Raw genomic sequence first — 15,506 nt, 5'->3', positions numbered from 1 at the left:
ACGCCCAGGAAACCACCGAGAAACAGAACAAACAGTGCAACATCAATGGCGTTGGCAGCATAGCTGTCGGGGTCGTAGAAGCCGGCAGTAGGCGCCAGCATCACATCAACAAAGCCCTGGGGATTCGGGTCAACGGTCTGGTAGGTATCAGGCACCGCCACTTCCCTGCCCACATCTTCGTTCATCGAGCGCTCGTACTCGCCCGCAGGAATAATCCAGGTCAATGCTGCTATCAGAATGATCAGCAGAAACAGAATGGTGTAGGCTGTGGGGAATCGTGTTGCCAGGTCTTCTTCAGGATTCGACGAGGGGAGTTTTTCATCAGTCACGTGGCATCTCCTTTCCATTGTTGCTTGCTGGTGGGACATCCATTACGGCAAGTATGGACTTGATCGCCAGTACGTAAAGTGATCAGTATCAACTCAGAATCAAGACCAAGATGCTGTGCGATCAACCCAGCATGCATTCCCGTGACAGCTTCTGGCTGACTTCCCGGCGCTGGCGCCGCAGCCGGTTGCCCTGGTCATTGGAGTACCCCGCCCGCAACTTCTGCTGAATGCGCTCGAGCCGCTCCCGGTAGCCGGCGCAACGGGCCTTCTTGCGTTCGAGCTCGCGGGCATCCTGCCGGGAGGCGGCCTTTCGATTGCCACCATCTCTGGCCTCCAGGCTGCGGTTGATCTGGCGGTTAATGGTACTGACCCGCTCGCCCCGGGATATGTTCTCCCGCATGGGAATCATTGAAGGGCGACGGATTTCAACCGGTTGGTGTTCCCGGGCTTCGGGTTTGATGTCCGTGAAATGGGCAACACCCTGGTCGTCAATCCAGGTATATACCTCTGCAGTCGATACGGCGGGGATAAAAAGCACTACGAATACTGCGGCTTGCCTCCATGGCATTGGTTTCCACTCCCTGTGGTTTGTTTAAACAGCGCAGCATTATAAACAAAATAACAGGGGAGTATGAGAGGCCCAGGCCACAGATCAGGCATCCAGCAGCTCAATCCAGTGCTGAACCGGCACTTTCGCCTTTGTTTCCAGGTGCATCTGGCAACCAATATTGGCGGTAACGATCCTGTCCGGGTTGTCCACGGTCAGCGCCTTGAGCTTGTTATTCAGCAGGCGCTGGCTGAGTTCCGGCTGCAAGATCGAATAGGTACCCGCGGAACCGCAGCACAGGTGCTTTTCCCTGGTGTCCGCCAGTTCGATCCCGGCCTTGCGCAATACCTGGTCCACCACACCGTTTTGCTGCATGGCATGTTGCAGGGTACAGGGACAATGGAAGGCAACCTTGCCGGCGCCCTGCGGGACTTTCAGTTTTTCCAGATCCTGTTTGAGCAGGAAGGCGCCAAGGTCGATGGTCATGTCGCTGACTTTCTGGGCCTTGGCAGCGTAGACCGGATCGTCCCGCAGCAGGTGACCGTAGTCCTGGACCATGGCACCACAACCGGAGGCGGTCATGATGATGCCTTCGGCACCGGCTTCGATAGCCGGCCACCAGGCGTCGATATTGCGGCGCATGGCTTCCAGGGCTTTCTCATGTTCGGAGAGATGATGGTTCACCGCGCCACAGCAGCCGGCTTCCGGCGCTTCCACCATGGTGATGCCGAGCCTGTCGAGCACTCGGGCAGCGGCACCATTGGTGTTCGGAGTGGCAGAAGGCTGAACGCAGCCGGCCAGGGCCAGAACGATGCGTTCATGGCTAGCCGCCGGCCATGGGCTGGCGTGCTTCCTGGGCGGCACTTTGGTGCGCAGTTTTGCGGGCAATACCGGGCGGAAAACCTGCCCCATACGCAGCAACAGGCCGAACAGTCTGCGATTGGGGATTACCCGAGCCAGTGACCAGCGTATCCAGCGCTCTTTGGGCGGCCTGGGCATTTCCTGTTCCATCAGGCCACGGCTGATGTCGACGAGGCGGCCGTATTTTACGCCGGATGGGCAGGTGGTTTCGCAGCTGCGGCAGGTGAGGCAACGGTCGAGATGTTCGCGGGATTTTTCGGTGACTTCTTCGCCTTCCAGGAACATTTTCATCAGGTAGATGCGGCCCCTGGGGCCATCGCGTTCGTCGTTCAGTTCCTGGTACGTCGGGCAGGTGGCGGTGCAGAAGCCGCAGTGGACGCAGGCTCGCAGGATGGATTCGGCTTCCTGGCCTTCTGCTGTGTTGGCGAATTGTTGGACTAGATTGGTTTGCATTGTTTACCTGCTTTCTGAATTTGGAGCACAGGTGATCGGGTTACCCGCTCACCTCCCGAACCTTTCGATACTTTACAACCAGCTGTAAAGCCTTCCTGGATTGAAAATACCGTCGGGGTCGAACGACTTTTTCAGCCGATGCTGGATTTCTTTCAACGCCCTCGGCTGGTGGTGCATCACTTCATCCGTGCGGTCTCCGCCGCGGAACAGGCTTACCTGGCCGCCGGCGCGTTGAGCCAGGGTTTCCATTCGGGCGATGTCGGCTTCACCGCGATACCAGCGCTGGGAACCGGCCCAGTCGATCAGCCAGGGGCCGTCCAGTTTCGGGTTTTCGGCGGTGGAGCCGAGGGAGAATCGCCAGAGTGGTTCGTCGCTTGCAAAGTAGTCGTGTTGCATGTGCTGGAGCTGTTGCCAGAACGCATCGCCCTGCTCCATTACCTCGCCGGACCATTTGTCGGCGGTGGCTTCTACCGCGGATTTCGCGCCAGCCAGGCGCAGGTAAACTTTGCCGTCTACCCAGGCGGCGCCGGTGATGGGCTTGGGTTCCTTGGCGCGGCTGTTCATGTACTGAATGACGTCGCCCAGTGGCATGTCCTGCACCAGGGTCAGGGAGGTGGCCGGTCTGGGCATGACTTTCAGGCTGATTTCGGTGATGGCGCCGAGAGTGCCCATGGCGCCGGCCTGTAGCCGGGAGGTGTCGTAGCCGGCCACGTTTTTCATTACCTGGCCACCGAAGCGCAGATGTTCGCCTTTTCCGTTGAGCAGGCGAATGCCCAGGACCTGGTCCCTTACCGAGCCGGACCAGGGGCGTGCCGGGCCGGAGAGGTTGCAGGCCAGGGTTCCGCCGAGGGTGGAACCTTCGCCGAACCTGGGTGGCTCAAAGTGCAGGCACTGGCCTTCTTCCGCCAATGTGGCTTCTATTTCCGCCAGGGTGGTGCCGGCACGGGCGGTCAGCACCAGTTCCACCGGGTGGTATTCAACGATCCCGGTGTGTTCACCCAGCTTCAGGGTGCCGGCGTCGGTATCGGCGGCGCGGCCCATGAATGTCTTGGTGCCACCGCCTTCGATGTTGAGTTTCTGGCCCGTCTGGCGGGCCTGGAGAATCTGCTCTTTAAACGTCTGCGAGATATCACCCATGCGCAGCTTCCACCGTGTCGTGCTTGTGTTGTTTGTGTTCCAGGGAACGATATTCCTGGCAAAAACGCAGGGCGGGAACACCCTTGCCCGGGTTGAGGATTCCGGCAGGATCAAAAGCGGCTTTCACATCGTGGAACTGCTGGAGCTCTTCGTCGTTGAACTGCACCGCCATCTGGCGGATTTTTTCCACGCCCACCCCATGCTCACCGGTGATGCAGCCGCCGACTTCCACACAAAGGTTGAGAATGCGGCCACCGAAGGCTTCGGTGCGTTCAAATTCTCCGGCCACGTTGGCATCAAACAGGATCAGCGGGTGGAGGTTACCATCGCCGGCATGGAATACGTTGGCGACTCGCAGCCCGAATTCTTCCGACATTTTTTCCATTTCCAGCAGCACGTGGGCCAGGTACCGCCGCGGGATGGTGCCATCCATGCAGTAATAATCCGGTGAGATACGGCCAACGGCCGGAAACGCGGACTTGCGGCCTTTCCACAGCAGGGCCCGCTCTTCCTCGCTCTGGGACGTTTTGACCGAGGTGGCGCCCAGTTCCCGGAAAAGCGCTTCAGCCTGTGCGATGTGTTCGTGCACTTCTTCTTCCGTGCCGTCCACTTCACACAGCAGCAGCGCCTTGGCCTCACGTGGATAACCCGCCTGGGCAAAATCGTCAGCAGCGATAATGGCGTGGCCGTCCATCATTTCCAGGCCGCCGGGGATAATGCCGTGGGAAATGATGCCACCCACGGCATCGCCGGCTTTCTGAACGCTGTCGAAGCCGGCCATTACCACCTGTGCTACTTCAGGTTTGGGCAGCAGTTTTACCGTCACTTCAGTCACGATACCCAGCAGGCCTTCGGAGCCGGTCATCAGGGCAAGCAAGTCCATGCCACACACATCGAGGGCATCACTGCCAATGGTCACCCGCTCGCCCTCGGCGGTTATCATTTCAACACTGAGGATGTTGTGGACCGTCAGGCCATACTTGAGGCAGTGCACACCACCGGAATTCTCAGCCACGTTGCCACCAATCGTGCAGGCAATCTGGGACGACGGATCAGGCCCGTAATACAGGCCGAACTGGGCCGCCTCTTCGCTGATGGCGAGGTTGCGAACACCCGGTTGCAAACGTGCCGTTCGCGCCAGTGGGTCGATGTTCAGGATGCGATTGAACTTGGCAAGCGATAACACCACGCCCTCCTTGTGAGGCATGGCGCCGGCACTGAGGCCGGTTCCCGCACCACGGGCCACCACGGGCACTTCGTGCTCGTTACAGATGCGCATGACCCGCTGAACCTGCTCCGCGGTTTCAGGCAGCACCACGAGGATCGGCATCTCGCAGTACATGGACATGCCGTCGCATTCGTAAGGCTTCATGGTCTCGTCATCAGTGATGACAAAATCCGGATCGATGAACGAACGGAACTGTTCCGCCAGTTCCGCTCTGCTGACTTTCGGCTTGGTGGTCATATCGTTCTCTGGTGTAAATGGCTTCAGGTGTGACAGCCCTCAACCACGTTTAGTTTCGAAATAGTCGATGCCGGCCTGGGCACAGTCCATATCCTGCTGGGGCGTGCCCGAACTGAGACCAATGCCGCCGACTACCTCACCGTCGACAATAACCGGCAATCCGCCACCTACCGAGCTTATACGGCCACCCACCTCGGTGTGGATTCCGAATGCCAGCTTGCCGGGCACATTGACTGCATTGTAATCGTGCGTTGCTTTCTTGGCCGCTGACGCAGTGAACGACTTGTCCTGGGCGATGGTCACGCTTGAGATCTTGCCGCCGTCCATTCGCTCGAACGCAATCAGATTGCCGGATTCATCCGTGATCGCGATGCACATTGGCACGCCGATTTCCTGCGCCTTTTCTGCGGCGCCTTCGATCAATAGCCTGGCGTCCGCCAGGTCGAGCCTTGTAACTGTCAACATAAATGCCTCATTTTAATGAACCTTGAATCTGCGACTCTCACTTCTCAAAAAGCCGCAACACAGGTGTTGTGTACGATAGTCGGTGTCTGGCCGCCTTTAGTCCAGAGCAATGGCCGGTGGTCAGACCAGTTTTTTGACCGTCCGATGGACGAATACGACGCAATGAGCCATATTTAAGCCCCCGGAAGATGATTTCAGGATTATCGAACACATAAAAATATTTGGTCAGTCCAGCAAGCACTGGCAGGTACAACCATGGCGATCGCTCAGGATGTTTCCTTTCGACTTGAAAAGCTGATTCTTGATGGTGGCCTGGTGCCGGGACAGAAAATGGCATCGGAACGACAACTGGCGACCCGTCTTGGTGTATCACGCGCCATCATACGGGAGGCTCTGCATGAGCTGCAGGGCCGTGGCGTTATCGAAACCAGGCATGGCAAAGGTTCGTTTGTCGCCCGTATTGTGGCCATTGACGAGGGCAACAATGGCGACAGCCCATTACAGCAGTTGTTTAACGGCCACCCGCGCACCCTCTACGACCTGCTGGAAGTACGGGAACAACTTGAGGGCCAAGCGGCTTACCTGGCGGCACAACGCGCCAATGACCTGGACCTTCACCGCATTGCGAAGGCCTATGAAATCCTGGAAAAGACTGACCCGCTCGCCAACGCCGATCCCGACCACAGCTTTCACCAGGCTATTGTAGAAGCGTCCCACAACCCGGTGCTGATGCATGTCCTTAGCGGGCTCAAAAACCTTATGCTGTTGACGGTGGAGGCATCGGTTGCAAACCTTAACCCCAGGGCAGAGTTGCGTAAAACGATCTCGCGGCATCACAAGCGCATTTACCAGGCGATAATGGCCAGAAAACCGCAAGCTTCCAAACGCATTGCCATGGAACACGTGCGTTTTGTCAGTGATACCATGCGGGAGATTGAGCGTCGAGGAACAACCATTATAAGAAGGCCGGTCAGTACGCCAGGGGCAGAGGTTTCCACCACATTGAACCCTTGATTGGCAAATGGCTTGCATCACTGTTGCGTTCATCCACACTTGAATTGGCGGATAAGGGATCGAAAATTATAAAACCTCTCTCTGGGGGGATTGATTTTCAAGACCGCTGTCCGTAAAACTTGCGCCTTTGTTCAGACAGCCTCAGGAGCTATCCATGGCGGAAATGTCGCCTCTGATCTGCAGGGATATTCACAAGACCTTTGACCAGTTGGAGGTACTCAAGGGTATTTCGCTGGAAACCAGGAAAGGTGATGTCATATCCCTGATCGGCAGCTCCGGCTCCGGTAAAAGCACCTTTCTGCGCTGCATCAACATGCTGGAAACACCGACATCGGGCGACATTATCGTGCACGGCGACCCGATTCGGTTCACAACCAACCGCAAGGGCGAGCGTATTCCTGCAGACAACAAACAGGTTGAGCTGATTCGTGCCCGCCTCTCCATGGTGTTCCAGAGTTTCAATCTCTGGTCTCATATGACGGTTCTGGAAAACATCGTTGAAGCCCCGATTAATGTCCTCAAAGTTCCCAAGAAGGAAGCCATTGAAAGGGCCGAGGCCTATCTCAACAAGGTGGGCATCTATGAGCGCAAGGACTATTATCCCGCGCAGATGTCCGGCGGGCAGCAGCAGCGCGCCGCCATCGCCCGCGCACTGGCCATGGAACCGGAAGTCATGCTGTTTGACGAACCGACGTCCGCGCTGGATCCGGAGCTGGTTGGCGAAGTACTGAGGGTCATGCAGAACCTGGCTGAAGAAGGCAGAACCATGATCGTGGTTACTCACGAGATGTCTTTTGCCAGGGATGTGTCCTCGCAGGTCCTGTTCTTGCATCAGGGCGTGATCGAGGAGCAAGGCACACCGGACAAGGTCTTCGACAATCCGGACTCGGAGCGAATGAAGCAGTTTCTGGCTCCCAAGTTCTGATGTGCGTGCTATCTTGAAATCAGCAAAATGGCAGACCACTGCCGATAATAAAGCCCACAAGGCAAATAACGACTGGAGAAGTGACTCATGAAAAAACTGATTGTTGCAGCAAGTGTCGCCCTGGCCATGACGGCAGGCGTCGCTCACGCTCAGGAACGTGATCTACGCATCGCATTCGACGTGCCCTACGAGCCGTTCGAATACAAGGATGAAGATGGCGAACTGACCGGTTTTGAAGTGGAACTGGCTGAAGCCATGTGTGAGGAAATGAACGCCAACTGCGAATTTGTAATCCAGGCATGGGACGGCATGATTCCTGGCCTGATGGCGCGGAAGTTCGATCTGATCATGTCCTCCATGTCTATCACCCCCGAACGCGCTGAGCGGGTGTTGTTTTCTGACCCGTACTACAACACCCCGGGCGGCTGGTTCGCCCCTGAAAGCTTCGATACCGACGTAACCGACATGGAAGCCATGGAAGGGATGACCGTTGGCGTTCAGCGTGGCACCACGATGGACACCTATGTGACAGAGGAAATGGGTGGCGTGGTTTCCATCAAGCGCTACACCACAGCCGACGACATGGTTCTTGACCTGGAAGGCGAACGCCTGGATGTGGTCTTCGTTGACTACCCGGTAGGTGAGCAAACCGTCCTGAGCAAGGACGGCTTCAAGGAAGTTGGCGAGCCGGTCAAGCTGGGCGAAGGCGTGGGCGTTGCCATGCGCAAGCGTGACAAGGACGTGGCCGAAGAGGTCAATGCGGCCCTTGCCACACTGAAGGAAGATGGTACCTACGACACCATCATGGAAAAGTACTTCGACTACGACATCAAGATGTAAAACAGGCCGAGGGGCAGCCGCTTTGGCTGCCCCTGCTTACCGGATGTTCCCATGATCGACTTGAAAGGCTACGGGCCTGCCCTGCTGAACGGGGCGGTAGTCACCATAGAACTGGCCTTCCTTTCCCTTGCTCTCGCGGTAATTCTCGGGCTGGTTGGCGCGTCCGCCAAGCTGTCCAGCAGCCGGGTAGCCATAGGCGTAGCCACTACCTACACCACCCTGATCCGTGGCGTACCGGATCTGGTGATGATGCTCCTGTTTTACTACGGCGGTCAGGTGGCCGTGAACAACCTGTCAGATTATCTTTATGACGCCTACGGCGTGGATTTCTTTTTCCAGTTTGATCCGTTTATTGCCGGCGTTCTTACTATTGGCCTTATCTTCGGTGCCTACATGGCCGAAACCTTCCGCGGCGCCTTCCTGGCGGTAGACAGCGGCCAGATTGAAGCAGCCCGTGCCTACGGTTTCAGCCGCTGGCGCACATTCCACCGAATCATCTTCCCGCAAATGCTCCGCCATGCCCTGCCCGGCGTTGGCAACAACTGGCAGGTACTGCTGAAAACCACCGCGCTGGTTTCCATTATTGGCCTGACAGATATGGTGCGTGTAGCGGAAGAAGCCGCCAAGGCGGAACGCATGCCGTTCCATTTTTTCATTCCGGTGGCGTTTGTCTACCTCAGCCTGACGGCCGGGTCCGAGCTGTTCATCAAGTGGCTCACCAAACGCGCCAATGTTGGCGTGGTACAGGGGAGCTGAACCATGCCTGAATTTCTCACTGAACTGCTGAGCGGCAACGATATCTTTACCGCGTCCACCATCATGGAATACTGGGGTGGCATGGTCACTACCGTTCAGCTGGTTTTCCTGTCGCTGGTGCTTGGTCTGGTGCTGGCGGTACCGCTGGCGATCATGCGCACCTCGAAAAACCCGTTGATCAATACGCCGGTCTGGCTGTACACCTATGTTTTCCGGGGTACACCGCTGCTGATCCAGCTATACATCATCTACTACGGTCTTGCCCAGATTGAAGGCATCCAGCAGACATTCTGGTGGGACATTTTCCGTGAAGCCTTCTACCCTGCCCTGCTGGCCTTCACCCTGAACACGGCGGCTTACACCACGGAGATCATTCGCGGCGCGATTGTGGCCACTCCACACGGTGAGATTGAAGCGGCCAAGGCCTATGGCATGAGCTGGGCTTTGCGTATGCGCCGTATCGTTCTGCCCAGCGCTGCCAGGCGTGCGGTGCAGGCCTACTCCAACGAAGTGATTTTCATGCTTCACGCCAGTGCAATCGCCAGCGTGGTAACGCTGGTGGACCTGACCGGTGCCGCCCGGAATATCTATTCCCGATTCTATGCGCCTTTTGATGCGTTTATTTTTGTCGCGCTGCTTTATATGGCATTAACCTTCTTACTGGTGTTCGCATTCCGCAAACTGGAAAACTATCTGTTGCAGCATCAAAGACCGGTCAATGGCTGACAGTCAGGTCTGATGCCCGGGCGTTAAGGGAGGCGCATGAGCGTTCGTGATTTGATTTTTGGTTCTGGTCGCGACTGGCTTTCCCATACCCTGTCCACCGCCGAACATGCGTCTTCGGAAAAAGTCGTGGTGCTGGACGATGGTACCGGACTTCAACTTCAGGATTCAGGGCTGCTGTACCTGGAACCGCCAGCCAGGCAGCCCAACCCCAACCCCAACAACGAGTCTCTGATTGTATCCGCCGGGGTCCATGGCAACGAAACAGCGCCCATAGAAGTGCTGAATAATCTGCTGAATGAATTACTCGACGGCCAGTGGCAACTGGCCTGCCCGCTGCTGCTGATTCTCGGCAATCCGCCAGCGATGGATGCCGGTGAGCGGTTTGTTGATGTGAATCTGAACCGGCTGTTCGGCGGCGCCCACCGCAATCCCGAATACCAGGGGCTTCCCGAGGCAGAACGCGCCCACGCGCTGGAGCAGGCCTGTGAAGCCTTTGCCGCGAAGCATTCCAATGTCTGCCATTACGACCTGCACACCGCCATCCGCCCGTCCCTGAGAGAGAAGTTTGCACTTTATCCGTTTGTTGAGGGGCGTGACGTGCCCCAGGGCCAGATCGATTTTCTGCTGGAGGCAGACGTGGACACGCTGCTATTACAGCACCGGGAAGGCACCACGTTTGCCTCGTTCTCCTCAACCCTGCTCGGGGCAGAAAGCTTTACCGTGGAGCTTGGCAAGGTGCGGCCTTTCGGTCACAACGACCTGGAGCGCTTCAACGGCATTGCCACCGCCCTGCGGCGGCGGATGAAAGGTGAGAAACCGCCGCCAGAGGACAAGGCAGCAGGCAAGATAACGACATTCGAGGTGGTACACGAGATCATCAATACCGGAGACAGCTTCCACTTCCACGTGCCGGATGACGTCGCCAATTTCACCCTGTACGACCCCGGCACGGTAATCTGGGAAGATGCCACCACCTGCTACAGGGTAGGCGAATCAGCCGAAGGCATTGTTTTCCCCAATCGCCACGTGCCCGTGGGCCATCGCGTGGGCCTTATGGTGAAGCGTCGGAACTAGGCGGGTGCATTCTCCGGCTCAGCCACCTTGCAACTGATCACCCGGGTGCAGACAGACGGCACCACCAGCAGGGTCAGTACCGTGGACGCCAGCAACCCCGAGATGATCGCCCAGGCCATGGGCGGCCAAAGGGTGGAGCTGGAAAAGGCCAGTGGCAACAGGCCTGCAACGGTGGTGCCAGTTGTCAGCAGGATGGGCCGGGTGCGTTCCTCGACCGCCTTGCGAACGGCATCGCGGATGGCATCTCCTTTCTCCAGTTGGCGGTCCATCACATCCAGTAATACGATGGCGTTGTTCACCACGATGCCCACCAGCGCAATCACCCCCAGCAACGACTGAAAACCGAACGGCGACCCCGACAAAACCAGCCCCGGGAAGATACCCACAGTGGCCAGCGGCACCGTCAGCAGGATCACCCCGACGCGGCGGAAGGAATTGAACTGTATCAGCAGGAAGAACAGCAACAGCAGCACACCGATGGGCGCGGTGGTCAGCAGGGCGTTGTTGGCATCACCAGAGCCCTCGGCATCACCGCCCATTTCCAACCGGGTTCCCGGCGGCAGCGGATTGCTCTCAAGGGCCTTATCCAGCCCTTCCAGGGCCTGGCTAAAACTGTAGCCGGCTTGCAGGTTGGACCAGACAGTGTTCATCCGGGTGCCGTTACGCTGGTACAACGCTGCTGACTGCCAGGAGGTTTCCACCGAGGCAATGGCTGACAGGGGCACCGCATCAACCTGATCATTGTAGATATTCACCGACAGCAGCCTTGGCAGCGACAGGCTAGTGCCTTCCCGGGAGCGCAGCACCAGGGGAATGGGATCTTCCTCCTGGCGGTACTGTTCCGCTACCATGCCAAAACTCTGACCATACAGGCTCTGGGCTACGTCGGACCGGTTCAGGCCATAGCGGGCAGCGCTGGCATCGTCCACGTTAATGGCGATGCTGGGCACGCCCATATCCAGGTCGTGACGGACATCCACCGTGCCATCAACACTGCGCAGGGCAGCAAACAGTTGCTCAACCGCCCGGGCACGGGTTTCATCGTTGGCGTGGTAGACCCTGACCTCCACCGGTGCTGCCCGTGGTGGCCCCTGGCCAAGAATGCCTGCGGTAACCTGCAGCTCGGGCATCTCCTGCCCGGCGTATTGCCGTATCCACTGCACCAGGCCCGTGGTGTCTTCCAGGGTAGGTGTCGATACCACTATCCGGCCCCGGTTCGGCGCCTGGGGTTCCCGCTGCAGGTTGTAGTAGAAACTGGGGCCGGTAAAGCCGGTAAACCGGTGCACCTTGACCGCCTCCGGGCGGGTGCGAATGGCTCGCTCCAGATCCGCGGCCACGCTCGAGGTGCGTTCCTGATCAGTGCCTTCCGGCATGTACAGCTCCACCACCACTTGCGGGCGATCCGCGTTGGGGAAGAATTGCTGTTTCATGAAGGGGGTCAGTGACAGGCTGAATACAACCAGTGCCGCACCTGCCAGAATCAGCGTGCCGGGGCGCCTTGCAACCAGGCTACCCAGGTACCGCGACAGACCGATCAGCCTGTCTTCCCGGGCATCTACCTTGCGGGGCTTAAGAAACCGGGCCGCCAGCAGCGGCACTGCAGAAATCGCCAGCAGGTAACTGACCGACAGGGTAAGCATGATCATCACCGGCACACCGCGGGTGAAGTCTGCCGTCCCACCCTTCGAGAGCAGCAATGGCATGAACGCTGCGATGGTGGTTCCCGTGGAGGCCCCCAGCGGGCCGGCCAGCTCTTTCACCGACCGTTTCAGGGCGTCCAGCCGGCGCATGCCTTCATCCAGGTAACCCTGGATGCTTTCCACAATCACGATGGCGTTATCGATAAGGATACCCAGGGAGATGACCATGCCGATGACTGCAATCTGGTGCAGCACCCCACCGCCCAGGTCATAGAGGCCGATACTGATCAGCGCCACCATGGGCAGGATCGACGCCACCAGGATGCCCATGCGAATCCCCATGCCGGTGAACACCACCGCGACGATGATAATCACCGACAGCACCAGGCTCCAGGCCAGGTTATCCAGGCGCTGCTCCACCTTGTCCGGCTGGAAAAACATTTCGCGGATTTCATAGGGAGCAAACTCATCCCGTATCGTCGACAGACGTTCACGAACGCGCTCGCCAAAACGGATGGCGTCGGTACTGCCCTCTTCCATGATCATCGACACCAGCACGACCCTTTCCCCGTCATACCACGCTTCCGGCTGCCTGGGTTCGGCCGGGCCGCGCCAGACTTCCGCGGCAGCGGCAAGCGGCACCTGGGAGCCATCCGGAAGCTCTATGGGCGTGGCGCGAATGGCTTCCACACTGGTGAATTCACTGTTGGGCAAAACGGAAAGGCGGCGACCGTCCGCCACGATATAACCACCGGGAGTGGTCTGGTTACGGCGCGCGAGAGTGTCCAGTACCCGGGCCGGCGAAATACCCAGGCGGTACATGGCAGCGTCATCCAGCGCCAGGGTAATCTGTTCATCGACGTCAGCCTCCAGCTCAATACGGGAGACTCCGGGAATGTCCGCCAGGTTCTGCTTCAGCCGCTCGGCCACGTCGCTAAGCTCGGTCACCGAATCGGAACCACTGACCGCAAGGATGATGGCGGGAATATCAATCATGCGATCATCCAGCACCATCTGGCCGACATCGTCCGGGAAATCCAGGCGTGCCCGGTCCATGGCCTGGCGCACCCGGTCCCAGGCGGAATCGGTATCGTAGATGGTATCGTTCAGGCGAACGTTGAAAACCGCCACGCCAGTGCGCGCAGTGGCCTTGGTAAAGTCCACTTCCTCCACCTGACGAAGCTCATCCGATAGTGGTTGCAGCACCAGGCGTTCCACCGCTTCTGCACTGGCGCCGGGATAGTTGATGGTAATCAGGCCGGCGCGGTAGGGGAAGGTGGGATCTTCCTGGCGCGGCATGGTGCTGTAGGCGGCGATACCCAGTAAACAGAGCATGGTTACCACCATGCCCAGCAGACGTCGGAAATTCAGCAGGCGCAACGACATCAGCGCACCTGCACCGCATCACCGTCGGAGATCCGGGTCATGCCGGCGTATACCACCTGGTCACCGGCGGTGAGCTCGGTGGCATCCACCACAACGCGCTCGCCGATAATCCGCTGAACGGTGACCGACACCCGGCGGGCTACGCCATCGGAGACACGAAACACGCTGGCACCGCCATTGGACTTCATCACCGCCAGCAGAGGGACCGTAGTGGCCACAGTTTCGCGGGGTGTAATCCCCATTTCCACCGGCTCACCCGGCTCCAGGGTGTCCGCAGGCAGGGCCACCAGCACTGGATGGAGCTCACCGCGAACGCCGCCGGACTGGGCGATTTCCACGATCGATCCGGTTTCCGGCGGGCGATTGCGATCCTGTACCGACCATACCGGCAACAACTGCCCCAGTGACACATGGTTCAGCATGTAGGCGGGCACTCGCACTTCCACCTCGCGGCCCTCCGGTGACGACAGGCGCATAACCGGCTGCCCGGACGCCACAAACTCATCCCGCTCTACCAGCAGGGCCTCAACCCGACCATCAAACGGCGCCCTCAACTCACTTTCCTGCAACAGCCTGGTGGCCTCGGCGAGGGCGGCTTCTGCCGTCGCCATGCTGGCTTTGAGGCTGTCCCGCCGGGAGGCCAGTTGTTCCAGCCCCTGCTCCGAAACCACACCCCGCTCGTGCAACTGGCGCGACCGCTCCCACTCCCGCTGGGCCTGATCAAACTGTGTTCTGAGCTCTTCCAGCCGTGCCACAGCGGAATCCCGGGCCGGCTCCAGCGCCGGGTTATAGACCCGCGCCAGCAGTTCACCGGTTTTTACCGTCTGCCCCAGTTCAACCGCCCGTTCACGCAGGGTGCCGCTGACCTGGAATGTCAGCGTTGCCCTCTGGGCAGCCTGAACAATGCCGGAGAACCGCAGTGACACACCTTCTGTCTGGCCGCCCGTGACTTCGGCGGCACGCACGGTAATAGGGGCAGCACTCTGCTCCGGAGACGGCTCACTGGATTTACAGCCACTGACCAGCAGCACGACAGCAACCGCGAGGGACAGAATGGCGGGGTGCCGGATGGTGTTCATTGAGAGACCCTCTCTTCCATGTTCATGATGTTTGTTGGTCGTCCATCCGATGGACAAAAATTTATAATCCGACATAATGTCATTCTTTGACAATTTGTCAATAATCGGCTTTTATTCCTAACCATGTATCATGAGAGCGCTGTCTCAATTATCCGGAATCCCCTATGAGTGAGCCGTTAAAGACCCGTAGAGAAAAAGAAAAGCTGGCCAGGTACGAGGCCATTCTGGATGCCGCCGAACTGGTATTTTCGGAAAAGGGCTACGAGCGAACGTCCATGGACGACATAGCCCGCACTGCAGCTCTCAGCCGGGCACTGCTGTACGTGTACTTCAAGGACAAGGCCGCCATTCAGCGCGGCATCATGCTGCGCGCCGGCCACAGCCTGTGCCGCCGCTTCGAGGAAGCCCGGCAGACTGCCGACACCGGGCTGGCACAGATCAGTGCAATGGGCGTGGCGTATTACCAGTTCTACCGTGATCAGCCGGATTACTTCTCTGCGCTGACGACTGCCTCCACCGCCATGGCGGAAGCGGACGATGAACTGGCGGAAGAGATGTTCTGCTGCAAGGAACAGACCATGGACCTGATGGTAGGCGCCATCCACCTGGGCCTGGAAGACGGCACCATGAACCGCGACCGCATCCACGATCCGCTGGAAACAGCACTGTATCTTCGCGGCGCACTGCACGGCGTGATCATGCTGTGCCAGAGTGAAATGGCCGAAAGCGGCCAGGAGGAGAGCTTCCCTGCCGAATCACTGATCCGGCACACCATGGAAATGCTGACTTCTTCTATCGCGTCTTGATCT

Annotated in this window: 14 protein-coding genes and 1 pseudogene; 7 read left to right on the top strand and 8 right to left on the bottom strand. The window is 58.5% G+C overall.

Going from position 1 to position 15,506, the window contains the following annotated elements; all coding sequences use genetic code 11:
- The 6 genes and pseudogenes from ACESMB_RS09895 to ACESMB_RS09870 all read right to left on the bottom strand — a co-directional run.
- Positions 1–329 (bottom strand): annotated as a pseudogene (locus ACESMB_RS09895) (YfcC family protein); the annotation flags it as partial.
- A 121-nt stretch (positions 330–450) separates the two neighbouring features.
- Positions 451–897 carry a DUF4124 domain-containing protein gene (locus ACESMB_RS09890; protein ID WP_372926405.1) on the bottom strand — a complete coding sequence of 149 codons (447 nt, stop codon included), beginning with the start codon at positions 895–897 and terminating at the stop codon, positions 451–453.
- An 84-nt stretch (positions 898–981) separates the two neighbouring features.
- Positions 982–2,190 (bottom strand): glycolate oxidase subunit GlcF, encoded by a 1,209-nt coding sequence (gene glcF, locus ACESMB_RS09885; protein ID WP_372971435.1) that lies wholly within the window; start codon positions 2,188–2,190, stop codon positions 982–984.
- 72 nt (positions 2,191–2,262) lie between these two features.
- Positions 2,263–3,327 (bottom strand): glycolate oxidase subunit GlcE, encoded by a 1,065-nt coding sequence (gene glcE / locus ACESMB_RS09880; RefSeq protein ID WP_372927181.1) that lies wholly within the window; start codon positions 3,325–3,327, stop codon positions 2,263–2,265.
- Positions 3,320–4,792, bottom strand: a complete 1,473-nt coding sequence (locus ACESMB_RS09875) for an FAD-linked oxidase C-terminal domain-containing protein (RefSeq protein WP_372927182.1) — start codon at positions 4,790–4,792, stop codon at positions 3,320–3,322. Before ACESMB_RS09875 ends, glcE begins: the two co-directional genes overlap by 8 nt.
- Positions 4,793–4,831: 39 nt before the next feature.
- Positions 4,832–5,257 carry a GlcG/HbpS family heme-binding protein gene (locus ACESMB_RS09870; protein ID WP_372927183.1) on the bottom strand — a complete coding sequence of 142 codons (426 nt, stop codon included), beginning with the start codon at positions 5,255–5,257 and terminating at the stop codon, positions 4,832–4,834.
- A gap of 255 nt (positions 5,258–5,512) precedes the next feature.
- Between ACESMB_RS09870 and ACESMB_RS09865 the strand changes: the two genes are divergently transcribed.
- From ACESMB_RS09865 to astE, 6 genes are all read left to right on the top strand, one after another.
- Positions 5,513–6,271, top strand: a complete 759-nt coding sequence (locus ACESMB_RS09865; protein ID WP_372971434.1) for an FCD domain-containing protein — start codon at positions 5,513–5,515, stop codon at positions 6,269–6,271.
- A gap of 163 nt (positions 6,272–6,434) precedes the next feature.
- Positions 6,435–7,196: an ABC transporter ATP-binding protein gene (locus ACESMB_RS09860; RefSeq protein WP_372927191.1), complete on the top strand. Its 762-nt coding sequence runs from the start codon at positions 6,435–6,437 to the stop codon at positions 7,194–7,196.
- Between the two features lie 87 nt (positions 7,197–7,283).
- Positions 7,284–8,036 (top strand): transporter substrate-binding domain-containing protein, encoded by a 753-nt coding sequence (locus ACESMB_RS09855; RefSeq protein ID WP_372927185.1) that lies wholly within the window; start codon positions 7,284–7,286, stop codon positions 8,034–8,036.
- A 51-nt stretch (positions 8,037–8,087) separates the two neighbouring features.
- Positions 8,088–8,792 carry an ABC transporter permease gene (locus ACESMB_RS09850; RefSeq protein WP_372927186.1) on the top strand — a complete coding sequence of 235 codons (705 nt, stop codon included), beginning with the start codon at positions 8,088–8,090 and terminating at the stop codon, positions 8,790–8,792.
- Positions 8,793–8,795: 3 nt separating this feature from the next.
- Entirely contained in the window at positions 8,796–9,518 is a 723-nt protein-coding gene (locus tag ACESMB_RS09845; RefSeq protein ID WP_372927187.1) for an ABC transporter permease, read from the top strand.
- 36 nt (positions 9,519–9,554) lie between these two features.
- Complete coding sequence (gene astE, locus ACESMB_RS09840; protein ID WP_372971433.1) at positions 9,555–10,592, top strand: succinylglutamate desuccinylase; 1,038 nt, start codon at positions 9,555–9,557, stop codon at positions 10,590–10,592.
- Here astE and ACESMB_RS09835 read toward each other — a convergent pair.
- On the bottom strand, positions 10,589–13,618 hold the full coding sequence (locus tag ACESMB_RS09835) for an efflux RND transporter permease subunit (RefSeq protein ID WP_372971432.1): 3,030 nt from the start codon (positions 13,616–13,618) through the stop codon (positions 10,589–10,591). The two genes, astE and ACESMB_RS09835, sit on opposite strands and share 4 nt — an antisense overlap.
- Positions 13,618–14,697: an efflux RND transporter periplasmic adaptor subunit gene (locus ACESMB_RS09830; protein WP_372971431.1), complete on the bottom strand. Its 1,080-nt coding sequence runs from the start codon at positions 14,695–14,697 to the stop codon at positions 13,618–13,620. Before ACESMB_RS09830 ends, ACESMB_RS09835 begins: the two co-directional genes overlap by 1 nt.
- A 164-nt stretch (positions 14,698–14,861) precedes the next feature.
- Here ACESMB_RS09830 and ACESMB_RS09825 point away from each other — a divergent pair, with 164 nt between their 5' ends.
- The gene (locus tag ACESMB_RS09825; protein WP_372971430.1) at positions 14,862–15,503 is read left to right on the top strand and encodes a TetR/AcrR family transcriptional regulator; all 642 of its coding nucleotides are present in this window, start codon (positions 14,862–14,864) and stop codon (positions 15,501–15,503) included.
- Positions 15,504–15,506 lie beyond the last annotated feature (3 nt).

It is taken from the genome of Marinobacter sp. (assembly GCF_041686475.1).
Taxonomy (GTDB): domain Bacteria; phylum Pseudomonadota; class Gammaproteobacteria; order Pseudomonadales; family Oleiphilaceae; genus Marinobacter.
Note: the sequence above shows the minus strand (reverse complement) of the source record. Positions and strands in the feature narration are given on the sequence as shown.